Origin of the sequence: Aerosakkonema sp. BLCC-F183, assembly GCF_041929145.1 — a bacterium.
Taxonomy (GTDB): Bacteria; Cyanobacteriota; Cyanobacteriia; order Cyanobacteriales; family Aerosakkonemataceae; genus Aerosakkonema.
In genome coordinates, this window is record NZ_JBHFNU010000082.1 from 42,921 (window position 1) to 65,972 (window position 23,052).

The following is a 23,052-nucleotide window of genomic DNA, read 5'->3' on the forward strand; positions in this document are numbered from 1 at the left end:
ATGACAATTCAACTAATGTTAGCTTAATGTTAAGCATTGTATTGAGTCCCTGAGAGGATGTCTGTCCTGGGGGGGAAGCAATTATACAACGAGTTGATCACCTTACTTCCAAAAAGCACGTGCGATCGCAACTTTCTATCTGTACTTTCTTGCCTTCTGAGCAATTGGCTCAGTCGCTCGTGCCGTTTTTAAGTGGCGAACGCTATGTGCTGTCTGAATTCCAGTCAAAAGAGGCGTTTTTGAGTTTTGTAACGCAGCGACAACAACAGATCGATTGCCTGATTTTAGAGGATGTCCCAGAGATGTTGACCGTTGTCGAGCAGTTGCAGGAGCAAGGTACGCTCTTACCTAGCGTGATTTTAAAGGCGGATATAGAAGAAGTAAGGCTAAGCCCAACATCGGGTGATGAGATTCGCAAATCTACCTTACCCGCAGAAAAGTTAGGGAAAACTTCAGCAGAATTTACTCCAGAGGGGATTGTGAGTTTTTATGATGCGGCGGCGATCGAAGTCTCTATTAGGGAAATGGATCGCATTGCCGATCGGATTGAGCAAGCGATCGCTCGGTTTCTGGAGCTTTCTTCTCAAGCTCCTTTGTGCGAGACATTCTCATGGGGCGAAAACAGCGCCAAACAAAATTTTCTCTTGTCACAGCAACAGCGCTTGGCAGAAAAACTAAGAGAACGATTAGGATACCTGGGAGTGTATTACAAGCGCAATCCCAAACATTTCTTTCGGAATTTTTCAGCTTCCAAAAAACAGGAGTTTCTGGCTCAATTAAAATATGACTACCGCCAGATAGTTCTGAATTACTTTGTACAAGATGCCAACCTTAATCAAAAAATTGATGAATTTGTCAATACAGCTTTCTTTTCTGACATTCCGGTTACTCATATTGTGGAAATTCATATGGAATTAATGGATGATCTTTCCAAGCAACTAAAATTGGAAGGGCGTAACGATGAAGTGCTATTAGATTACAGACTGACGTTAATCGATGTGATAGCTCACTTATGTGAAATGTACCGCCGTTCGCTGCCCAGAGAATCTTAAATAATGGTTCATAGTTCGCGATCCGTAGATTAAGAATGAACGATGAACAAGAAACAATGAACAATGAACAAGTAACAACGATTTATGAGCCCTTTGAAAAAAACCTATGTTCTCAAGCTTTATGTAGCTGGGAACACACCCAATTCTGTCCGAGCATTAAAAATGCTCAAAAATATACTTGAACAAGAGTTTCAAGGCGTTTACGCACTGAAAGTGATTGATGTTCTCAAAAATCCGCAACTGGCAGAAGAAGATAAAATCTTGGCAACTCCTACTCTGGCGAAAATATTACCTCCCCCGGTGCGAAAAATAATTGGCGATCTTTCCGACAGAGAGAAGGTATTGATTGGTTTAGATCTGCTTTACGAAGAATTGCGTGAGGAAGAAGAATTGGGCTTTTAAAGGAATTTTGCCATAGGGCCAATCAAGCCAGCAAAGATAAGGATTTAGCCTTTTAGTTTATGCTATTAACTTTCATTTTTGACGATCGAAGCAATGAATAAACCCAAAAATCAGACCGGACAAACACAAGAAACTGTAAAAGTAGGAGTCGAAAAAATCCGTACCCTTATAGAGGGATTTGATGATATAAGTCATGGGGGTTTACCTGTTGGTAGAACAACGTTAGTAAGCGGGACTTCTGGAACTGGAAAAACATTATTAGCCATCCAATTTCTCTATAACGGCATCATTCATTTTGACGATCCGGGAGTCTTTGTTACTTTTGAAGAATCGCCGAACGATATTATCAAAAATGCCTGTAGCTTTGGTTGGGATTTACAACAATTAATCGAGAATGGCAAGCTATTTATTCTAGATGCTTCTCCCGATCCGGAGGGACAAGATGTTGTCGGGAGTTTTGACCTTTCTGCTTTGATTGAACGGCTGCAATACGCGATTCGTAAATACAAAGCTAAACGGGTTTCGATCGACTCTGTGACGGCGGTGTTTCAACAGTACGATGCCGCTTCGGTTGTGCGAAGAGAAATCTTTCGTTTGGTGGCACGTTTAAAGCAAGTTGGCGTGACTACAATTATGACAACCGAACGGGAGCAAGAATATGGGCCGGTGGCGCGTTTTGGCGTAGAAGAATTTGTGTCGGACAATGTGATAATTGTCCGCAATGTTTTGGAAGGAGAGAGGCGTCGCCGCACGATGGAAATCCTGAAATTGAGAGGCACAACTCACATGAAAGGCGAATATCCTTTCACAATTACTAATGATGGAATAAATATCTTCCCCTTGGGTGCAATGCGATTAACTCAACGTTCTTCTAATGTGAGAGTTTCTTCTGGTGTGAAAACGCTGGATGAAATGTGTGGCGGTGGTTTCTTTAAAGATTCGATTATTTTGGCCACAGGCGCGACGGGTACAGGCAAAACGCTTTTAGTCAGTAAGTTTTTGCAAGATGCCTGTATGAGAGGTGAGCGAGCAATGCTATTTGCTTATGAAGAATCTCGCGCTCAGCTATCGCGCAATGCTTATTCTTGGGGTATTGATTTTGAGGATTTAGAACAAAAAGATGTGCTAAAAATTATTTGTGCTTATCCGGAATCGGCTGGCTTGGAAGACCACTTGCAAATTATTAAATCGGAAATCGCACAATTTAAGCCTTCTCGGATTGCGATCGATTCTTTATCTGCCTTGGCGCGGGGAGTGAGCAATAATGCTTTTAGACAGTTTGTGATTGGCGTAACAGGTTTTGCCAAGCAAGAAGAAATTACTGGCTTTTTTACTAACACCACCGATCAATTTATGGGGTCTCATTCGATTACAGACTCTCATATTTCTACGATTACGGACACAATTATTATGCTCCAGTACGTAGAGATTCGCGGCGAAATGTCTCGCGCTATTAACGTGTTTAAGATGCGAGGTTCTTGGCACGATAAAGGCATCCGCGAGTATACCATCAGCGAAAAAGGCCCCGAAATTAAAGACTCTTTCCGGAACTTTGAACGGATTATCAGCGGTTCTCCCAGTCGCATTAGCGTTGATGAGAAAACAGAACTTTCTCGGATTGTCAAGGGGGTTCAAGGAAAAATTGGGGAAGAGTAAAGCTATTTATTCAAAAAAATTAGCATTTGGAATTTGAGATTTTCGATTTTGTCCCACGGGTGAAAAATTTAAAGGGGAAGAGAAAAAGAAATTTCTCTTTCCCTTTACTTTTACCTAGAGCGCCAGACCACTAGAATAAATTGACAAAAACAACGAAATATGTGTTATGTAGGGGCGAAGCTTCAGGGGGCGACAATCGATCGCCATCTGCAACAATTTTTATGTCCTAATGCAACGCCGGAGCGGAGGTCTCTATCCGCATACATATCTATCATGTTTTGTCAATCTCTTTTACTGGAGTGGCGCTCTAGATGGGCGTTAGCTTGAGCGAAGGAAAACCAAGTGAAATAGAGATGGCAGCAAAGAAAAAATTTGGCAATTTATCGCCAGACTAAACTTTAAACGAGCACGGAGGGATTTGAACCCCCGACACCCAGGACCGGAACCTGGTGCTCTATCCACTGAGCTACGTGCCCTCTTTGCTATACGAGTATAGCATTTCTAAGGGGATTAGGGAGGGAGAAGGACTGAGAACAGATCAAATTTTCAATAGCTGGATCAGAAAACGGGGGGCAGGCAAGATAATAATCAGTAACAGGCCCAAGGCCAGCAAGCCCCACAAGTCGCGTTTGTTGTCGAGTTCGGAGACATCGTTCAAAGCCGGTTCGTCGTAAATGGGTATTATGTATAGGAAAACAGCCCAATACAAAAAATAGGGCGGAATGATAGTTACTCCCAACAACCACGGCATGAGAGAAGCGGTCAAAAGTAAGAAGCGAGAAATTTGACCGATCGCAGTGGCTTGTTTTTGGCCAAACATGGCATGGACGATGTGACCGCCGTCGAGTTGTCCTACAGGCATCAAATTAAAAGCTGTGACGATCAGCCCCAGGTATCCGGCGACGGCGACGGGATGGAGATCGATCGCTTTATCGGGGGTCAAAGCATTGCCTAGCGCCAACTTACTCAAGAAAGTTAGCAGTAGGGAAGAGCTGGGAATAAAGGCATTCATGTTCAATATCCCTGCTTTTTCCGATATGGGGACGATGGTGGAATTAGCCAAACCCCAAATCAGCAATGGTAAAGTAACGATAAAACCTGCTAAAGGCCCTGCTATTCCCACATCAAATAAGACTTTGCGATCGGGCGCTAGACTACGCATCTGAATAAACGCCCCAAATGTGCCTGGGAAAAAGGGGACAGGGATAAAGTAGGGCAGAGTTGTCCGCAGTTTGTAGAAGCGAGAGGCCAAATAATGACCTATTTCGTGGATGCCCATAATGGCGATCAGTGCCAAGGCATAGGGCAGTCCTTTCAGCAGTACGGCTGAGTTTGATTCGACTGCCTGTCGGGTGACACCTGCTATTTGCGCTCCGACGATAGTTGTGGTATAGAAGGTTGTCGCCAGAAGTACCAAAGCCAAACCCGGTCGGGTCAGAGGTTCGCTGTTACGCTGGGTATTGGATTGAGCTTGGGGGTTAGGAACGAGGGCGAAGAAGGGTGTGGTGTTGAAACCTTCTTGAAAGACGATCAGGAAGCGATCGCCAAATTTTGCTTCAATATTCTCACGAATGGTTTTATAAGCTACATCCGGTTTGGTTCGCAGTTGCCCCTTGCAAATCACGGCTTGGGGTCGATACTCCAGATTTTGCAGGTAATAGACCGTCCAAGGGAAACATTCCCGCAGCTGGGTTTCTTCTTCCTTATTGATGGGGCGTACCTTTAAGACCTGACCGTCTGGGTTAGCGGTCTGTTCTGGGGTAGGGATATCGGAGTTCTGAGTTGCTGGTGGGGTTAGGTCTTTACGCCCTAACAGAATCAGCCAGCAGTATAAAATGACGCTGATTAAAAATACGCCCATCGTCAGTGCGACTGGCATGGGTTTATTCTGGCCATAGACCAATGTCCAGCCAAGCCATACCAATGGCGATGCCATCATCACCAACCACAGTATCCAAGCTGGCGTTTTAGTAATACTGGCAACGCTACGCTGGACAATGAAGTAGGTAGCCAGTCCCAATAATACAAGCAACAATATACTCATGTTATGCCCAAACAACCACGGGCTGTCTTGGACACGATTTTCGCCTTTCCACCCAATCGAGATACGTTGGGAGCAACAGCCTATCTTATTGTAGAAAACCAAACCAATATTCTGGTTGATTGTCCCGCTTGGGACGAGGAAAATCAGAAATTTTTACAGGAAAGCGGTGGGGTATCGTGGCTGTTTATCGCTCACCGAGGCGGTATTGGTAAGGCGCGAGAGATTCAGCAGGCTTTTGGCTGTCGAGTTGCGATCCAAGAACAGGAAGCTTATTTATTGCCTAAGTTAGATGTGACGACATTTCGGCAAGAGTTAACGCTTACTCCTCAAACGCAAGCAATCTGGACTCCCGGACACTCTCCGGGTTCGTCTTGTCTTTATTACAGCGCTTTGGGTGGGGTGTTGTTCGCGGGGCGTCATTTATTGCCGGACAAGGAAGGCGTACCCGTACCGCTGCGAACTTCTAAAACTTTTCATTGGCCGCGACAAATTCGCAGCGTGCAGTTATTGCGCGATCGCTTTTCGCCTGAGACTCTTAATTATATCTGTCCCGGTGCGAATACGGGATTTTTGCGGGGTAAAGGAGCGATCGATCGAGCTTACCAGCACTTGGCTAGCTTGGATTTAGATGCTTTACTTTTGGCGAAAGCTGTGCTTTGAGGCGCTTGGAGAAAACTGGTTTCTTGAAGAAACCGGTTTCTTATCCCAGCCTTAGTACTCCCAGTGGCGAATCGAATGGACTTATGTAAATATGCGATCGCAAGGCTGGAGCGAGAAGCATTGCCAAACTCACATCTTGTGCTAGGGCTAGAAACCGGGTTTCTTGCTTTTTGAAGCCAAGAACCTAGATCTTTCGTTAAGAAACCCGGTTTCTCAAGTCTTGTTAAGAATAACAATCAACTGGGATTGATAAAATCCAAAATGGGATTAGCCATCCAATTTACACCTACTCGCAATTGATGATCTAAATTTGGCATTCGATACAAATAAATGAGACGACGGACAAGATAAGCTAATTGTCCTTCTAATTGCACTCCCATACCGCTGAGAGTGGCGTTATCTGTTCCCAATGTGAGCATTTCTCCTAAATTTTGATAGCGGAAGGGAAGTAAGGGACGACCTGTAAGCGAAGCCCAAATATTCCAGGCGGTAAAATCGGATTGTTGGAATGCTGCTTGTGCTGAGGAAGGTACTTGCTGACCTTCTGTATCCTGACAATCTGCTAAATCTCCCAATACAAATATTTCTGGACGATCGACGGCTTGCAGGGTAGGTGTGGTAGTAAGTTGACCGCGCTGATTTTGTTTGAGGGGAAGATTATGTCCGATCGCATTTCCCTGCATTCCGGCTGTCCATATGACCAATTCGGCGGCGATCGTATCTACCTGTCCTTTATACAGCAGGGAAATGCTATCTGGGCTAACCGATTCAATTGTGGTTTCTAAATCTATCCAGATATCTTTTTCTTCCAAAACTCTGCGTGCGGTTTCGCGGTTATATTCTGGGGATGTCCGCAAAATGCGATCGCTTTGTTCGATGATCCGAAATCTTCCTCTTTCTCCCAGTCTATCTGCCAGTTTGCAAGCTAATTCGACGCCGCAATAACCGCCGCCGACGATCGCCACCCGTATTTTATCTGTTTCCTGCGCTTCCAATACTCGCAGTCTTTCTTCTAGGCGATAGGCGTCGGTGAGGGTGCGGAAGGGAAAGGCATAGGATGCAGCACCAGCCACTATGTCGATCGGCGAAGCACCGCCTAATGCCAAGACGAGGCGATCGTAGGGTATTTCTGGCTCATCCTGCAATTGAATCCGGCGCTGTTCCGTATCAATGCCAGTTACAACACCTTGACAAAACCGCACGTCTGTGTTTTGCAATATTTCTGCAAAGGGTGGGGCAATTTCCCAAGTTTGCAGTTCGCCGGTAAGGATTTCGTAGAGGAGGGGAGTGAAGAGGAAGCGATCGCTCTTGTCCACCAGCACAATTTCCGGTTTTTCCGCTGCCTCCCACGGTAGCGTATCCAATCGCAGAGCAGTGTAGAGACCGCCAAAGCCTCCACCGAGTATACATATACGTGCAGGTTGTTGGGTCATGGTTAAATGTGCTGGAGTCGTTGCAGAGGAACTTTCTTCAGGATAGCAAGCCGTAGTAGTCTGTATTCAATCACAAGGGAGTTGTCTGATGTCGCCGACAAGTTCTGAGCTTTCGTTTAAATTTCGCTTTGTAGAGAATGGTAACGCGCAGGGACTTTTTTCTCAAAAAGCGATCGCTACCGATCGCGAAATAATTTTAGGTACAACAACTACTTTGTTTTACGAACAGATTACCGATACTCTTGTGCGCGACAAAAGGTTAGTTATCGTCTGGGATTCCCCTCTTTCTGGAGAGATTGAAGCCAGCTCTAATTCGGTCAATAATTATGTTTACGTTTTGGAAGTTTACAATGTCAATCCTCAGAATTTGAAAAAGCATATTGACCAAGTATCTTCTCGTAAAAGGACGGAAAATAATAAATCTTTCCTCCGGGAATCGGGTCAATATCATCTCTTCCGCAGTGCAACTTGTCCGGAATGTCAGGCAACTATCGATCTATCCGACCACCAGCGCACATCTTATATTTATTGTCGCTTTTGCCAAAGTATATTTAAGGAAAATCAGCCTGCGATAACCAAAGGAGAAAAATATTGCGTTTGCGATGAATGCCAAATGTTTAATCGCGTGCAAAGCTATACAGAATTTTACTTTTACTTTCTTGTGTTTGTGTATGGTTTTTATGCCAAAAGCCGTTATGTTTGCGATAATTGTGCGAATTCGATATTTTGGAAAACTTTCTGGTTAAACTTAATTTTTTTGATTGGCGTTCCCACTTCAGTTTGGGTCAAAATTAAGTCTTCGATCGGACGCGATCGCTATTTGAAACAATTACCAAAAGCTAATGCAATTTCTCTTAAAGGTAAATACCAAAAAGCCGAACATTTTTACAATCAGATGTATCAACAATATCCAGAACATCCAGGTTTATTGATGAATGAAGGGTTAGGTCATCTGATTGGAAATAATGTGACAACGGGGATGCGTTGTTTTGAGCGATCGCTGAGATCTTGTGCTAATTATTATCCTGTTATCACATTGCTTCACAGACTGCAAGAATCCGATCGAGAAAGATAATAAAGCTTTTTACTATCTCAAATTGCCATCCGACGAAGAGCGAAAATATTTTTCCGGAGTCCCCAGTAGCGAGCCTGCTTACCCTGCCATTGACCAATATAAGCCAAAGTATTTTCAAGCCAAAACCTTCTCTTGATTTTTGATGAACGGATGAATTATGATGCTTCTACTTTTGCCGGAATTTATTTAATCTATAAAAGCATCAATTAGATGTTGACAAGATTTAATTATACTAGGCTTCGCCATAGCTAAATACGCTTCTTTTTCCTTATCTTTGCGGGCTAAAGCTTCCGGCTCCATAAACTTTTTTTCATTATCACAAGGTAAGTCATCTGTTTCGGAATCCAGTCCAATAAACGGTAGGAATACTTCATCGCTATCTTCTATTTTGTATCGATATTTAATCATTTTTCGACAACCTTCAATTAAATCAACCTCACCACAAATCATTTTTTGAGCAATTTCAATCAATTCACGTTTGAATTGAATTACTTCATCATTGTTTTTTATATTACTCATACTATTCTCTTGGTGAGTATCTTAAAGCCAATTTATTTAGGTCTTTCGTAATTATTATGATAATGTTCAAAGTGAAGATTTTGTAGTAGCATGACTTTATCAAGTGAGTCTGTCATACCAATATTTTTATTAGCTCTGCTACTACGACCGCATATTTTACCGGAAATAACCAATTTTTGATTAAAGTTGGTTTTACCAAGTTACCCTATCTTTCAGTTTTTCCAGTAAACTCGGCCCTACTCCTGGCACATTGTCAAGGTCTTGTAAAGAAGTGAAAGGTTTCTGCTGACGCGCCTGAATAATTTGCTGCGCTAATTTCGGCCCGACGCCTGGTAGTGTTTCTAATTCTGCTTGGGTAGCAGTATTGAGATTGACTTTCTTAATTATCGAATTTTCGCTAATTTTAGGTGTAGTCAAACTTGTTGGCGCAGCAGATGGAGAAGCTGTTTTTATTTGCGGACATTGTTTTTGTTGCACCTCAATTTTGCGCTTGATTCCATCAGGTAAACCTAAAATTGAATTAGCGTAAAGTCGCTCAAATTCTCGTTGATAATGGGCGGCTACGGTGCGACTTTGAATTACTACAACAGTTTCATCATTATTATTGTTGGCTGCTGCTGACCAATTGTGCGAACCGGTAATCGCAGTTTGACCGTCCACAACACCAAATTTGTGATGTAACAAATCGCCTTTTCGCAGTTGCGGAATGCCAACAGTGGCAATCGGATTTTGCCAAGGACGATTATCGATTTCGTATTTACAATCATTAGTCAAAGCGACGCCCATCATATCCAGCGCTTCGCTATAACTGCGATATGCGAAATCCGGATCGATTAAAGCTCGTATTTTTACGCCGTGTTGATTTTCGGTTTCTAATATATTGACTAAACGCTGTTCGGAAAATACAAACAATGCCATGTCTACCGACTGGGTAGCTGTGTTTAAAGTTTTGCCAATTAAACCATTGCTAGTTTGTTCCCAAGGTACTGCTGTTGATGTGGGGGAAAATTGGACGGCAACTGTAGCAGTTCCTAGTGTAAATTGACTGGCCGATCGCAATGGTTTTTTGATGCCAAATTTGCTATCGGGTTTACCGCCGGGGCCATCACCCCACATAATGTTAAATTCTTCGCTGAAAAGACTTGCTAATGGAGGACTTTTTATTTTGAGAAGGTTGTTGGCATTACCCAAACTGCTGGGATGATTGAAATCGCCGTGAATGTCGGATGTGGTGAAGTTGGCGGAAGTAATAATTAGATTTTGACCGTCAACAACGACAAATTTGTGGTGCATTAAACCGCTGCCTTTGGAACCGTCAGCGGTATCATCAATTATGGGGATATTGGCATTTTGCAACATGACGATCGCATCGCCGCGATCGATCTCATCTGGACTGAGCTTATTATCGCCGTTTTGGTCTACTAATTTGAGGAATTCGTTGTAGCGATCGCGCTCTCTTTGGGGCAGTTTCGCTACTTCATCTGGTGTAAACTTACTCCAGGGACGGCTGTAAGTATTCTCCAAAATAACCCTAACCTTGACTCCTGCCTTTTTGCGATCGACCAACGCCTTGGCGATATTCGGCAAGCGTAACTCCTGAACTGCCACATCTACCGTAGATTTAGCACTTGCAATAGAATCGATAATAAGCTGTTCCAGGTTATCACCAAGGCGCGTTTGCTGGCGGTAAGGTTCTCTGTAAGAACTTGACTCCGAGTGGTTGAAGTAAACCTCGATAAAGGGGTCTTGGGGTAGAGGAGTCAGTTGCTGAATTTGCGGTTGAGCCCGTTGACAAGCAGCTAGGGTAAGTGCTAATAAAATCGATGCTACTTGTCTGAGGGTGGTTTTAAGCAAATTAATGTTCATAAGTCAATCGCCAACAGCCCTTTATTTTCAGACCTTACGAGACAAGCAACTTATTCCGTCGCAAGAAGCTATAAGCTTTCTTGCTAAAATTCTGTAATCTAAAGTTTATACCTTGAGATCTTTTGGCTACAAACAAAGTTCCCCGTAGTGTCAATTATTTTGACGGCGGGAAACGCCCAGAAGGTAGCAGGACTAAACAGCCGAAGCGATCGCGCTAACTAAAGGATGGCTCCTGCAAGGCTACTCTCTTTGTTAGCCGGCAGCAACTAGAAGTGCCCCTAGTTCTGGCGGGTACGTAGCCAATTTGCCGCATTTAAGTGGATGTATTCATCTCAATCCACACTTCTGTTATGCCTAGAAGAAAAAAGCTATTTCCATGCGGCCATAAGGGTTATGGTCAAGCGTGCCATCTGTGTGCCCAAAAAAAAGCCGTACTGGAACAAAAAAAACAGCTAAAACACGAGTGGGAGTCCACCTTTGACCGCGACCCGATCGATCTGCGGGATCTGCCCATTCATGTGGTGGTCAAGGCACGCACTGTGATTGCTGCTTTACAAGAACAAAAGCATTACACAGAATTTGGCGGCAAGCGACTGCGGCACGATCGTTTTATTATCAGTATTCCCATTACCCGCAACTACCGGATGCTGTGTCGGGACTGCGGTAATATACTAATTCCCCAAGCAGTTTTGTCGCACGAGGACTACAATGTCCGCAAACCGGGAAGTTAGTCGAAAGTCAAAATTCAACTGTTACAGGTTAGTTGTTAGTTGTCAGACCTTGGCGGATTATGCTGAAAGTAGAGCCTCTCTCTGCCGCGACCTCTAACGGTTAAAGATTATGCAAATATATCTAGATTACAGCGCTACAACACCGACCCGCCCAGAGGCGATCGCAGCGATGCAAGCAGTCCTCACCCAAGAGTGGGGTAATCCCGCCAGCTTGCACGAGTGGGGTCAACGGGCAGCAACTATGTTAGAACAAGCCAGAATGCAGGTAGCTGGGCTAATTAACGCACCGGCGGAGTCGATCGTATTTACTTCTGGCGGTACGGAGGCAAATAACCTGGCAATTATGGGTGTGGCTCGATGTTACAGCAAACCTCAGCATATTATCGTTTCCAGTGTTGAGCATTCAGCTGTGGCAGAACCTGTCCGCTGGCTGGAACAATGGGGTTGGGAAGTGACGCGCTTGCCGGTGGATAGGTGGGGAAGAGTTAGGGAAAACGACTTGGAGAACGCCCTGCAAGCCAATACTGTGTTAGTTTCGATTATCTACGGTCAAAGCGAAGTGGGCACGCTGCAACCGATCGAAGGTTTGGGAAATATTGTCCGCGATCGCGGTGTGCTATTTCACACAGATGCTGTACAGGTAGCTGGGCGTTTGTCTCTCGATGTGCAAAAGTTACCTGTAGATTTGCTTTCCCTTTCCAGTCACAAAATTTATGGCCCACAAGGAGCGGGGGCGCTTTATATCCGTCCGGGTGTCAAGTTAGTTCCCTTGCTAGGGGGTGGGGGACAAGAAATGCGACTGCGTTCGGGTACTCAGGCTGTGCCAATTATTGCCGGTTTTGGCGCAGCTGCGGAATTGGCAGCCCAAGAAATGGCTGTGGAAACGCCAAGGTCGATCGAGTTGCGCGATCGTCTTTTCGACCTACTCTCCGATACCCCCAGTCTCACCCCCACAGGGCATCGCTGGCACCGTTTGCCTCACCACGTCAGTTTCTGCTTGCCAGATGCCGATGGTGAAAAGCTCAGCGGTAAAACTCTGGTGCGACACCTCAACTTGGCCGGTATTGGTATTAGTGCTGGTGCTGCTTGCAACAGCGGTAAAATTACCCCCAGTCCGGTACTGTTGGCAATGGGCTACAATTCTGCCGCCGCCAAATCTGGTATTCGCCTCACTTTGGGTCGCCACACGACCGCAGCGGATATCGACTGGACGGCAATGGTGCTGAAGCAAGTGTTGGCACGCTTGATGCCAAAGGTAGCATTATCTGGGTGTTAATGGCAGACCCAGGTATTGCTTGAAAGTGTTGAAATTATCGCCCGTGCCTAACCCACCCTACGATTAAATAAGTTTTTATTATCACCACAACAACGGGAGAGCCAACTGCTGCCGATAATGCCATTTCCCATAAAATTTAAAACAAACTTAACTGGACAAATTCTGCCGATGAATTCGACTTAATCGAACGCGGAAAAACTCTCCCTTCTTCCTTCAAGCCACCAAGACGGTTAATATTTTCAATTATTGTCGGTAGGCAATACTCAGTCATTTTTTCTTGGATGTGATAGGTATTAAATCGCAAGGTATGCCAACCATTTGTTTGTAAGTCGTTGTCTCGTTCATTATCTAAAGGAATACGCTCTTTATCGGCGTGCCAAGTATCGCCGTCAGTTTCAATGTTGATTTTGCCGTAAGTGCAATAAATGGCAAAGTCGAGAGCGTAGGTGGAATTTTTAACTGTGACAAACTCTTGCCGTTCGGCATTAATTTCTAATTTTTTAAACTCAGTCCACAATTTATCTTCTAGAGGGCTTTCATCATATAAATCGTTAATCTCAACTGCATTGGTGAATTTTTTCCAGGTGGTTTGGATAAAAACAAGGTGTCGCGCTCGACGACATACTATTGGGGTTGGTAAACGTTGCAAGGAGGAGAATTCAAGTTTGTAATAACGCTTTTTACTTTGGTAATCATTTGGTAATTCGGGGAATAACTCCCACCGAAAAACTTCGCTAATTTGATTGATTTGGGCATAATATCGGACTGCATAAGCCTGTTTGCCAAAAGTACCTGGTTGGTAAAAAGCAATCCATTGGGGAGGCCAACGTAATTTAAGAAACTTATTAACACTATCTACAGGAATACGATACCAATGCCGATCGCGGGCAATTTCGAGATCCAGTCGAGTATTTAGAATCCCGACTAATACTTCTTGCGGTAATGCCATTGTATTTTCTGGGTACGCGGGAGGGATAAATATCAATGTTTGTGTTGGTACTATCACAGTACAATAACCAGGAAGCAAAAAAAATAAATTATGGCAGAACTTCCCAATACCCTAGAAGAGGCGATCGCACAATCTCGCGAAGCAACCCTGGCGGCGATCGCAGATGGTTACACTCGGCTGCAAGTTGAGTTAGTTTTCCCGGAAATCGCACTGCAAGCGCAATCGCTCGCCAAGCAATTTATCGAAGTTTTTGAAGATCGCATTGGACAAGTAAAAATGTTCTTCCCCGATGCTGGTGCGGCTGCCCTCGCCCGTCGCGATTGGGGAGAAGTACCTTTTAAAATACAAGATATCGGTATGGGTAGAACCCCTATCCAAAATAAAATTCAACCGGAAGATGAAATATTCTTGCTGGTTAACCTCAGTTCGGTGGAGGTGGCAGAAGTAGAAAAGCTGTGCAATGCAGTGGGCGATCGTCCGGTGATTTTACTAATCCCGCATTTAGAAGATGCGGGTACTGTCGGTATTGGCTATGCTGGTCGTCAGCTGCGGGAACGCTTCCTCAGTAGTCTGCAATCTTGCTATTATGTCAGACCTCTACAAGGCGCAGCTGTATTTCGCTGCTATCCAGGGCCTTGGCAAGTTTGGTTGGAGGTGGGCGACAATTACAAGTTGATTGCAGAATTGCCTCAAAAACCTGTTGGCGAGGAAGTCGATCGAATTATATTGGATGCCATTGGCCCAACCGATAGCGATGCAACTGAAGCGCCGCGTCCCAAAAAGCCGGGATTTTTCACTAATATGCAGCGCTTCTTACGCGCTTTGAATCGATAGAGGATCGACAAAGTTAATTGCAGATTTCAAATTTAAATCTGCAATTATTTAACCACCACCAACTACCCATTTGACGTAAATGCGATCGCATCTTGCCGCCTCTATCCCAGATGTCCGTTGATACCCACTGCTTTCATACAGCTGCACCGCTTCTTTTAAGATGCTGGCCGTTTGAATCCAAATTTGTTGAAAACCTCTAGCTGCGATCGCGCTTTCCAGCTGTTGTAATAAAAATTTTCCCAATCCTTGTCTCCGCACAGACGGCAACAGATACATTTTGCGAATTTCTACAGCGTCCTGTCCCCGCTGGATCGGATAGTAAGCCGCAGTTCCCACTAGCTGCCCCTCCCGTTCCACCACCCAGAACTCTCCCCCAGTCGTCAGATAAAAGTTTTCTATTTGCAAGACATCCCTGTCTGCTTCTGCTGGTTGCCAAGGCAAGCCGTACTCAGTTAAAACAGAATGGATGAGATCGGCAACATGAGTGCGATCGGCCTCTGACCAGGAACGAATTACAAAATCGCGATAGTGAATTTTCACCTGACAAATGCTTCTTTTACTTCCACAGTTATAGATTTTAATACTAACCGCTCGTGCGGAACATTTTCCTCTTCTATTGCGTCTGGGGTTATTTTTTATGTACTATTCTGACAGTACACTTATATGCAAGTACGCAATTTTACTTAAGTAATTTATCAGCAAATTTACTGAAATTTAAAATATATATATTATTTAATTAAATATGATATTATAGTTGAGATTGCATATCTTTAGGTAGATGTAGAACTAACTATCTGTTCGGGAAAATAGTAATCTGTAACTTTCAAGTCAAAAAGGTAGAGGAGAGGGAGAGCAACTAATATGATTAAAATTAACTTCAAAAAAGTTCTCTCAAGAAAAGAAATTCTACCGATTATAAATGAAATTGTCAAAGCTATTGAAAGTTCGCTCGTAATTGAAGATGTAGAAGGCAACATCCTGATAGGGGTTGCCAGTGAAAAAAAATTAGGTAAATATCCAGTAGAACTTTCTGGAGAAACGATCGGATGGGTAAGCGGCTCGGAAAAAGCTGCTGCCGTAGCTGCTCTCATCTCCTATGTAGTGAATAAAGAATTAGAAAAGAAAACGTTGGCTAATGAATTAATTGAGCGATATAGAGAGATCACATTTTTATACGAAATTTCCCAAAAGATAAGCGCCACCTTAGACCTCAAAGAAGTTGCCAAATTAGTGATTCATGAAGCTAGAGAACTTATCCAAGCAACTAGCGGCTCTCTCATGCTACTTAATACCAGCACGGGCAGGCTGGAAGTAATCGCAGAATTTAACAAGCAAAGCCAGTCAAAATCAACCTTAAACTTGGGTGATGGGATAGTTGGTAATGTAGTGATGACAGGCAGAGGAGAGATAGTCAACGATGTTTTATCCGATGCCAGATTCGTTCAAAGTCAAGAACAAGTTAGTTCTCTGATTTGCGTACCTTTGAAAACAAAAGATAAAGTAATTGGTGCGATCGAAATCAGCAGTAACACACCGGTCGCTTATACAGCAGCAGACCTGAAACTGCTCACCATGCTGGCTTCGCAAGCAGGAGCTGCCATTGAAAACGCCCTCCTCCACGAACACCAGCTGCGGGAAAGCCACCGAGAAGCTTTGCTTTTCCGTTTGGCTGGTCAAATCCGTCATTCCCTGGACTTAGATACAATTTTAGAAACAGCGGTGAGCGAGATCCGCAGCCTCTTGCAAATCGATCGCTGCCAATTCATTTGGTATAGACCGGAAGAAGAAAAATTTATTCATCCTAACTTTGGGGATACATCCAGAATGCTGAATACTTCGGATGGCTGGGAAATTTTCAAAGAAGCCAAAAATCCCGATCTGCCGAGTTTAGTTGGTTACTACTCGGCGGCGGATATTGGTTGTTTTACACAGCAACTTCTGAACATGGAAATGGTTTGGGCAGATGATGTCAGAACGATCGCAGATCCGGTAATGCGAAAGTTTTTTGTAGATCGGGAATTTGTCTCATTATTCACAATGCCCATTCAGACTCGCTCTGGAGCTATTGGTGCGATATGCTGCGTTCGGAGTGCAGAAGTGCGATCGTGGAGTGAGTGCGAGGTGGAGCTGTTGCAGGCTGTGGCTACTCAACTGGCGATCGCCCTCGACCAAGCCGAACTATACCATCAAGCTGCCACGGCTGCCTGTGATGCTCAAACCCAAGCTCAACAGCTGCAACAAACCCTGCACGAATTGCAACAAACTCAAGCCCAGCTTATTCAAAGCGAAAAAATGTCCAGCTTGGGTCAGTTAGTTGCCGGTGTCGCCCACGAAATCAACAACCCCGTCAACTTCATCTACGCAAATCTTTCCTACGCCAGTCAATACTCCCAAAACTTACTCCAACTCGTCCAACTTTACAGCAAGTACTATCCGGAACCAGTACCGGAGATCCAAGCTGAAATGGAAGCGATCGAACTCGACTTTCTCGTTGAAGACCTACCCAAAATACTTTCTTCCATGCACGTAGGAGTCGAACGCATCCGTCAAATTGTCTTATCGCTGCGAAATTTCTCCCGTCTCGATCAAGCCGAAATGAAACCGGTGAATATTCACGAAGGTATCGATAGTACCCTCATGATATTGCACCATCAATTAAAAGCAACAGCAGAAAATTCTGCCATTCAAGTTATCAAAGAATATGGCGACTTACCGCTTGTAGAGTGCTATCCCGGTCAGCTAAACCAAGTGTTTATGAACATCCTCAGCAATGCGATCGACGCTCTAGAAGTACAGCGTTCTTTGCGCGGTGCGCCGTCACAGTCCGCTACACCCTGTATTTCGATTCGTACCGAAGCTTTGGAAAATAACAGGATTGCTATTCGCATTCGAGACAACGGCCCAGGTATGACGGAAGAAGTAATCAAGCGATTGTTCGATCCCTTCTTCACAACCAAACCAGTAGGGAAAGGCACAGGCTTAGGATTGTCGATTAGTTACCAAATTGTCCTAGAAAAACACAGTGGAATTTTGAAGTGTTTTTCCCAACCCGGTCAAGGAGCGGAGTTTTTAATTGAGATTCCCATGCAAGCGATCGCATCCACTCGTCCCGATCGTAAAAATCAGCGCATAGTTGATTTCCCTCCTAATTCCCCAGCATACTTTCAGCAAGCTCAATGCGGTTAACCGTTCGCAAACATATACTCACGTTTGGGACAAACGCTAATGCCGATCGTTTCAGGTTATCAAATCACCGAACAAATTCAAGCCACTATCAATACCTCAATTTATCGTGGGGTAAGAAAACAAGATAAAGCCGAATATCCTAATCTCGCACAAATTACCAGATTGAGACACGAATATAAAAATAAGTCGCTCCCATTGAAGATTTACACAAAATAACTAACAATTCGCAAGCCCCAAAAGTTATCTCCGGAGTAAGCACAATGGCAATCTCAATCCCAGGTTATCAAATTACTGAAAGAATTCAAGCAGGTCTTAGTACTGTTATTTATCGCGGTGTCAGAGAACAATCTCAAACATCGGTGATTATTAAAACCCTCAAAGCCGAGTATCCCACTCTGGAAGAAATCACTAAGCTCAGACATGAATATAAGATTTTGCAAAGGTTTGATTTAGAAGGGATTATTAAACCCTATGCTTTAGAAAACTGTAATAACGGACTGGCTTTAATATTAGAAGACTTTTCGGGCATCTCACTCAAATATTTTCTGAACAACCAAAAAATTGGGATAATAAAATTTCTTAAAATTGCCATACAACTAGCGTTAACCATAGGTCATTTGCATCAAAACAAGATTATCCATAAAGATATTAAAACCCAAAACATTATCATTAACGATCGCACAGGGCAAGTTAAAATTATCGATTTTAGCATTGCCTCAAATCTGTCTAGAGAAAACCAGAATCTCAGCAATCCGAATTTGCTAGAAGGCACTCTTGCCTATATGTCGCCAGAGCAAACAGGGCGGATGAATCGTTCTATTGATTATCGCACCGATTTTTACTCGTTAGGCGTAACATTTTATGAAATGCTGACTGGTCAATTGCCCTTTAATGCCACTGACCCCCTAGAATTAGTCCACTGCCATATAGCTAAACAACCAGAACCGCCCCATCGGATCGAACCAGAAATTCCAGGGGCGGTTTCCCATATTGTGATGAAGTTATTATCCAAAACCGCAGAAGACAGATATCAAAGTGGGCTGGGGCTAAAAGCCGACCTAGAAATCTGCCTCAATCAATTAGAAAATACCGGAAAAATTGACAACTTTATTCCCGGAAAATTGGATAAATACGGCCAATTTATCATCCCCCAAAAGCTATACGGACGGGAAGCGGAAGTAACCCAATTGTTGGAAGTTTTCGATCGCGTCAGTACAGGGACCAGCGAAACGATGCTCGTGGGCGGTTATTCAGGTATTGGCAAAACAAGCGTTATCAATGAAATTCACAAACCAATTGTAGCCAAACGCGGTTATTTTATATCCGGCAAATTTGACCAGTTTAAGCGGAATATTCCTTATGCTGCGGTAATTCAAGCCTTTGGGGAATTGGTACGGCATTTGCTCACAGAAACTGCTGAAAAAATAGCGGCTTGGAAAGAACAAATTTTAGAAGCTCTCAGATCTAACGGTCAAGTTATTATCGATGTCATTCCCGAAATAGAACAGATTATCGGTAAACAGCCACCCGTTCCCCAATTAGGGCCATCTGAATCTCAAAATCGATTCAATAGGGTGTTTCGAGAGTTCATTCATGTATTTACAAAACCCTCGCACCCGCTAGTAGTTTTTTTAGATGATTTGCAGTGGGCAGATTCAGCTTCCCTGAAGTTAATTCAACTGCTGATGAGCGACCCTGATAGCCAATATCTTTTGCTGATCGGAGCTTATCGAGATAACGAAGTCAGCCCGACTCATCCGCTGATGCTGACGCTGGATGAGATGAAAAAAACGGGTGCCATCATAGAAACGATTACATTGCAACCTTTAGATATTTACCATGTCGGTCAATTAGTTGCCGATACCCTGCACTATGAAATAGGTCGAGCGAAGCCACTAGCAGAATTAATTTTCAATAAAACTCAGGGCAATCCTTTCTTCTTCACTCAGATGCTTGCTACCCTGCACTCTGAAAAACTCTTGACATTTGACTACAGCGCTGGCATTTGGGAGTGGGATATCAAGCAAATTCAAGCAGTAGGTATCACCGATTATAATGTGGTCGAATTGATTGCCAGAAATATCCAAAAATTGCCCGAAGAAACGCAACAAGTTTTAAAATTAGCGGCTTGTATTGGCGACAAGTTTAATTTAGATGTTTTGAGCATTGTCAATCAAAAGTCCGAGCCAAAAACGGCTGTGGATTTGTGGGACGCGCTGCAAGCTGGTTTGGTTCTACCCTTAAGCGAAAGGTACAAAATTCCGTTAGTTTTTGACAATTCAATACAGGTAGCAATGCCTGTAGACTCGGTAAAGGTTCGCTACAAGTTTTTACACGATCGCGTACAGCAAGCAGCTTATTCTCTCATTCCAGATGAAAGCAAAAAACAAACACACCTGAAAATCGGCGAACTGCTACTCGAACATATCTCGACTGAGGAAATTTCCGAAAACATCTTCGATATTGTCAACCAACTAAATTACGGCACTGACTTACTCACTTCTGAAAAAGAAAGAGACAAACTGGCAAACTTGAATCTCATCGCTGGTAAGAAAGCTAAGGCGGCGACCGCTTATGAAGCAGCCGTCAATTATTTATATGTTGCGATAGGATTGCTGTCACCATCGTCTTGGGAAAGTCAGTACGATCTGAGCCTCAATCTCTATGTAGAAATTGCTGAAGCTGAATACTTAAATACCAACTTCGATCGCGCCAACTCCTACGCTGAAATTATCTTGCCAAAAGCGAAAAATTTGCTCGATAAAGTGAAGGTCTACGAACTAAAAATACAGATGTACGTGGCTCGACTCGCGGTGCAAGATGCCGTTGATACTGGGCTATCTGTAGTGGAAATGCTGGGAGTTCCCCTGTTAGAAGAACCTCCAAAAAACTTGATAATTGAAGATTTAATCAACCTACCAATTTTAACTGATGCTTATAAGTTGGCAGCATCGCGTATCTTGGTTCCCTTAATTCCTCCTGTTTATTGGTCGAATCCCTCTTTGTTACCCTCTCTTGTATTTACGATGATCGATATATCGGTCAAATATGGAAATTCTGCATCTGCCATTCAAGGGTATGGTTTTTATGCTTTGATTTTGTGCGGTACGGCTGAAGATATTGACTCTGGATATCGATATGGCGAACTGGGTTTGAAGTTATTAGATAAATTAAATGCTAAAGAATACAAAGCTAAAATTTCTAATGTATTTTACGGCGCTGTCAACTTCTGGAAAAAGCATCTCCGCTCTGGAATAGAGCCTTTACAGGAAGGTATTTATAGCGGATTGGAAACTGGGGATATAGAATATGGAGGTTTTTGCGCTTACCACTATTGCACTCAAACATTTTTTTGTGGGGAGCATCTTGAATCTGTTGCTCCGAAATTTGCACAATATATCGATCTGATGACTAAGTTAAAACATGGGTGGTCGTGCAATTCTCAAAAAATCTGGCGACAAATGGTGTTGAATCTACAAGGAGAAGCAGATGATAAATGTCTATTAAAAAGTGATGATTTTGATGAAGAAGAAATGCTTTTATTTTTTAGTCAAGCAAAAGATAATACTTCCCTCATTTCTATTTATATAGCCAAAATTATACTTTTTTATATTTTTAAACGAGCGAAAAGTGCTGTGGAAACAGCTATTGCGGCGCTACCATACAGCCAAGCTACTGTCGGACTGATGATTAGCAGCTTATACAATTTTTACCACTCTCTAGCCCTTTTAGCTCAGTACCCAAGCGCCGCACCAAACGAGCAGCAACAATACTTAGTACAAGTATCTTCCAATCAGGAAAAAATGCAGCGATGGGCTTACCACGCGCCAGAGAACTTCCAGCATAAGTACGACTTAGTGGAAGCAGAAAAAGCGCGTGTATTGGGGCAAATTTATGTAGCGATGGAGCATTACGATCGCGCCATTTGCGGAGCCAAAGATTCTGGCTACATACAGGAAGAAGCTTTAGCCAACGAATTAGCAGCAGAATTTTATTTCGCTCGTGGCAGAGAAAAGCTAGCTCAGTCTTATTTGACGGAAGCATACTACGGATATATTCGCTGGGGAGCAAAGGCAAAAGTTAAAGACTTGCAAGAAAGATATCCAGAATTTTTCTCGCGTATCTTGGCAAAAGAAACTGGAACTAGCGAGGGAAGCCGGACAACGGATTCCACCACTACCGGAAATTCTGCCCTGCTGGATTTAACGACGGTAATCAAAGCCTCACAAGCTATTTCCTCAGAGCTTGTTCTCGACAGGTTGCTAGAAAAGTTAATGCAAATTTCGATCGAAAATGCAGGCGCTCAAAAAGGTATTCTTATTCTGAATAAGGAAGGAAAATTAGCGATCGCCGCAGAAAGCTATGCAGACAGCAAGGAGGTATTATTAGCTTCTATTCCTGTGGAAAATAGCCAAAATTTACCCAAGCATCTGATTAATTATGTAGAGAGGACTAAGAAAAATGTCGTCTTGAACGATGCTACTCGTGAGGGAATGTTCGCAACGGATAACTATATTACCGATAACCAAGTTAAATCCCTCTTGTGTATGCCGATCGTCCATCAAGCAAAACTCATCGGCATCCTGTACCTGGAAAACAATCTTACAAAAAGTGCCTTTACTCCGGACAGATTGGAAATATTAAAAATCCTTTCTTCTCAAGCAGCGATTTCTCTGGGACTAGCTCAAGCAGTAAACGAAGTACAAGACACGGTAGCGTATCTGAGAGCCATCATTAACAATATTGCTGATGCTTTATTAGTGACAGATAGCTATGGAAAAATAGCTCATATCAATCCGGCTTTGTTATCAATGTTTCGTCTGGAAGATAGCAAAGTTATCGGGCAAGAATGCCAAGAAATATTCAACAGTCAAATAGCAGAACTATTAGCACAAACGAAGGAATATCCGAACGAAGTTTTGACCGCAGAAGTAGAACTTGCAAATGGGAAAATAGGCAAGGCGGTGGCGACTACTATATCCAAAAAGTATTCTAATTCTGAGTTGGCAATTGACGATCGCCTCGGCTCGGTAACCATTATTCGGGATATCACCCAAGAAAAAGAAATTGACCGGATGAAAACCGATTTCATCTCGACAGTATCCCATGAATTGCGGACACCGCTCACCTCAGTGCTGGGCTTTGCCAAACTGATTCTTAAAAAACTCGACGATGCGATTTTACCAGTCGTTCCAGAATCCGATCGCAAAGCACAAAGAGCGTGCAAACAAGTCAACCAAAACATCAACATCATCATCTCAGAAGGCGAACGACTGACAAATTTAATTAACGATGTCTTGGATATCGCCAAAATGGAAGCAGGCAAAATAGAGTGGAATATGCAGCCAACTTCAATAGGAGAAATAATT

General features: G+C 43.4%; 17 protein-coding genes and 1 tRNA gene. 11 read left to right on the forward strand and 7 right to left on the reverse strand.

Translation table 11 applies throughout. The annotated features are described in order from the left end of the window. Positions 1-119: 119 nt before the first annotated feature. From ACE1CD_RS24295 to kaiC, 3 genes are all read left to right on the forward strand, one after another. Complete coding sequence (locus ACE1CD_RS24295; protein ID WP_374798021.1) at positions 120-1,052, forward strand: circadian clock protein KaiA; 933 nt, start codon at positions 120-122, stop codon at positions 1,050-1,052. An 84-nt stretch (positions 1,053-1,136) separates the two neighbouring features. Beyond that, positions 1,137-1,454, forward strand: a complete 318-nt coding sequence (gene kaiB, locus ACE1CD_RS24300) for a circadian clock protein KaiB (protein WP_190464615.1) — start codon at positions 1,137-1,139, stop codon at positions 1,452-1,454. A 93-nt stretch (positions 1,455-1,547) separates the two neighbouring features. Then, positions 1,548-3,110 carry a circadian clock protein KaiC gene (kaiC, locus tag ACE1CD_RS24305; protein WP_374798019.1) on the forward strand — a complete coding sequence of 521 codons (1,563 nt, stop codon included), beginning with the start codon at positions 1,548-1,550 and terminating at the stop codon, positions 3,108-3,110. Between the two features lie 403 nt (positions 3,111-3,513). On the opposite strand, the gene ACE1CD_RS24310 is transcribed toward kaiC, so the two are convergent. After that, positions 3,514-3,586 (reverse strand) — tRNA-Arg (locus ACE1CD_RS24310). 62 nt (positions 3,587-3,648) lie between these two features. Then, entirely contained in the window at positions 3,649-5,154 is a 1,506-nt protein-coding gene (locus ACE1CD_RS24315) for a site-2 protease family protein (RefSeq protein WP_374826506.1), read from the reverse strand. A gap of 3 nt (positions 5,155-5,157) precedes the next feature. Here ACE1CD_RS24315 and ACE1CD_RS24320 point away from each other — a divergent pair, with 3 nt between their 5' ends. After that, positions 5,158-5,814 (forward strand): MBL fold metallo-hydrolase, encoded by a 657-nt coding sequence (locus tag ACE1CD_RS24320; protein WP_374826507.1) that lies wholly within the window; start codon positions 5,158-5,160, stop codon positions 5,812-5,814. Positions 5,815-6,050: 236 nt separating this feature from the next. Here ACE1CD_RS24320 and ACE1CD_RS24325 read toward each other — a convergent pair whose 3' ends face one another. After that, the gene (locus tag ACE1CD_RS24325; RefSeq protein ID WP_374826508.1) at positions 6,051-7,247 is read right to left on the reverse strand and encodes an NAD(P)/FAD-dependent oxidoreductase; all 1,197 of its coding nucleotides are present in this window, start codon (positions 7,245-7,247) and stop codon (positions 6,051-6,053) included. 88 nt (positions 7,248-7,335) lie between these two features. Between ACE1CD_RS24325 and ACE1CD_RS24330 the strand changes: the two genes are divergently transcribed. Continuing rightward, on the forward strand, positions 7,336-8,322 hold the full coding sequence (locus tag ACE1CD_RS24330) for a hypothetical protein (protein WP_374798009.1): 987 nt from the start codon (positions 7,336-7,338) through the stop codon (positions 8,320-8,322). Positions 8,323-8,508: 186 nt separating this feature from the next. Here ACE1CD_RS24330 and ACE1CD_RS24335 read toward each other — a convergent pair whose 3' ends face one another. Both ACE1CD_RS24335 and ACE1CD_RS24340 read right to left on the reverse strand, forming a co-directional pair. After that, the gene (locus ACE1CD_RS24335) at positions 8,509-8,841 is read right to left on the reverse strand and encodes a hypothetical protein (protein WP_374798007.1); all 333 of its coding nucleotides are present in this window, start codon (positions 8,839-8,841) and stop codon (positions 8,509-8,511) included. A 192-nt stretch (positions 8,842-9,033) separates the two neighbouring features. Continuing rightward, complete coding sequence (locus ACE1CD_RS24340; protein ID WP_374826509.1) at positions 9,034-10,707, reverse strand: DUF655 domain-containing protein; 1,674 nt, start codon at positions 10,705-10,707, stop codon at positions 9,034-9,036. Positions 10,708-11,057: 350 nt separating this feature from the next. Here ACE1CD_RS24340 and ACE1CD_RS24345 point away from each other — a divergent pair, with 350 nt between their 5' ends. Together ACE1CD_RS24345 and ACE1CD_RS24350 are read left to right on the forward strand one after the other, a co-directional pair. After that, the gene (locus tag ACE1CD_RS24345; RefSeq protein ID WP_190464622.1) at positions 11,058-11,438 is read left to right on the forward strand and encodes a hypothetical protein; all 381 of its coding nucleotides are present in this window, start codon (positions 11,058-11,060) and stop codon (positions 11,436-11,438) included. 109 nt (positions 11,439-11,547) lie between these two features. Then, the gene (locus tag ACE1CD_RS24350) at positions 11,548-12,714 is read left to right on the forward strand and encodes a cysteine desulfurase family protein (protein ID WP_374798003.1); all 1,167 of its coding nucleotides are present in this window, start codon (positions 11,548-11,550) and stop codon (positions 12,712-12,714) included. A 136-nt stretch (positions 12,715-12,850) separates the two neighbouring features. On the opposite strand, the gene ACE1CD_RS24355 is transcribed toward ACE1CD_RS24350, so the two are convergent. Further along, positions 12,851-13,663, reverse strand: coding sequence for an endonuclease domain-containing protein (locus tag ACE1CD_RS24355; protein ID WP_374826510.1), 813 nt, complete (start codon positions 13,661-13,663; stop codon positions 12,851-12,853). Between the two features lie 90 nt (positions 13,664-13,753). Between ACE1CD_RS24355 and ACE1CD_RS24360 the strand changes: the two genes are divergently transcribed. Further along, complete coding sequence (locus ACE1CD_RS24360) at positions 13,754-14,497, forward strand: DUF1995 family protein (protein ID WP_374797997.1); 744 nt, start codon at positions 13,754-13,756, stop codon at positions 14,495-14,497. Between the two features lie 48 nt (positions 14,498-14,545). On the opposite strand, the gene ACE1CD_RS24365 is transcribed toward ACE1CD_RS24360, so the two are convergent. Further along, complete coding sequence (locus tag ACE1CD_RS24365; RefSeq protein WP_374797995.1) at positions 14,546-15,037, reverse strand: GNAT family N-acetyltransferase; 492 nt, start codon at positions 15,035-15,037, stop codon at positions 14,546-14,548. 321 nt (positions 15,038-15,358) lie between these two features. On the opposite strand from ACE1CD_RS24365, the gene ACE1CD_RS24370 reads away from it, so the two are divergent. The 3 genes from ACE1CD_RS24370 to ACE1CD_RS24380 form a co-directional block, all read left to right on the forward strand. Then, a complete protein-coding gene (locus ACE1CD_RS24370; protein ID WP_374797993.1) occupies positions 15,359-17,683 on the forward strand; it encodes a GAF domain-containing protein in 2,325 nt (774 codons plus the stop codon). 39 nt (positions 17,684-17,722) lie between these two features. Continuing rightward, positions 17,723-17,899 carry a hypothetical protein gene (locus ACE1CD_RS24375; RefSeq protein WP_374826512.1) on the forward strand — a complete coding sequence of 59 codons (177 nt, stop codon included), beginning with the start codon at positions 17,723-17,725 and terminating at the stop codon, positions 17,897-17,899. Between the two features lie 44 nt (positions 17,900-17,943). Then, a partial coding sequence (locus ACE1CD_RS24380; protein ID WP_374826513.1) for an AAA family ATPase occupies positions 17,944-23,052 on the forward strand: 5,109 nt, incomplete at its 3' end.

What these genes read in the sequence shown, in the direction of transcription:
- ACE1CD_RS24330 (WP_374798009.1), top strand. Translation starts at nt 7,336, where the DNA reads ATGTCGCCGACAAGTTCTGAGCTTTCGTTTAAATTTCGCTTTGTAGAG.
- ACE1CD_RS24320 (WP_374826507.1), top strand. Translation starts at nt 5,158, where the DNA reads ATGCCCAAACAACCACGGGCTGTCTTGGACACGATTTTCGCCTTTCCA.
- ACE1CD_RS24340 (WP_374826509.1), bottom strand. Translation starts at nt 10,707, where the DNA reads ATGAACATTAATTTGCTTAAAACCACCCTCAGACAAGTAGCATCGATT.
- ACE1CD_RS24335 (WP_374798007.1), bottom strand. Translation starts at nt 8,841, where the DNA reads ATGAGTAATATAAAAAACAATGATGAAGTAATTCAATTCAAACGTGAA.
- ACE1CD_RS24355 (WP_374826510.1), bottom strand. Translation starts at nt 13,663, where the DNA reads ATGGCATTACCGCAAGAAGTATTAGTCGGGATTCTAAATACTCGACTG.
- ACE1CD_RS24325 (WP_374826508.1), bottom strand. Translation starts at nt 7,247, where the DNA reads ATGACCCAACAACCTGCACGTATATGTATACTCGGTGGAGGCTTTGGC.
- ACE1CD_RS24345 (WP_190464622.1), top strand. Translation starts at nt 11,058, where the DNA reads ATGCCTAGAAGAAAAAAGCTATTTCCATGCGGCCATAAGGGTTATGGT.
- kaiB (WP_190464615.1), top strand. Translation starts at nt 1,137, where the DNA reads ATGAGCCCTTTGAAAAAAACCTATGTTCTCAAGCTTTATGTAGCTGGG.
- ACE1CD_RS24370 (WP_374797993.1), top strand. Translation starts at nt 15,359, where the DNA reads ATGATTAAAATTAACTTCAAAAAAGTTCTCTCAAGAAAAGAAATTCTA.
- ACE1CD_RS24375 (WP_374826512.1), top strand. Translation starts at nt 17,723, where the DNA reads ATGCCGATCGTTTCAGGTTATCAAATCACCGAACAAATTCAAGCCACT.
- ACE1CD_RS24315 (WP_374826506.1), bottom strand. Translation starts at nt 5,154, where the DNA reads ATGAGTATATTGTTGCTTGTATTATTGGGACTGGCTACCTACTTCATT.
- ACE1CD_RS24350 (WP_374798003.1), top strand. Translation starts at nt 11,548, where the DNA reads ATGCAAATATATCTAGATTACAGCGCTACAACACCGACCCGCCCAGAG.
- ACE1CD_RS24360 (WP_374797997.1), top strand. Translation starts at nt 13,754, where the DNA reads ATGGCAGAACTTCCCAATACCCTAGAAGAGGCGATCGCACAATCTCGC.
- kaiC (WP_374798019.1), top strand. Translation starts at nt 1,548, where the DNA reads ATGAATAAACCCAAAAATCAGACCGGACAAACACAAGAAACTGTAAAA.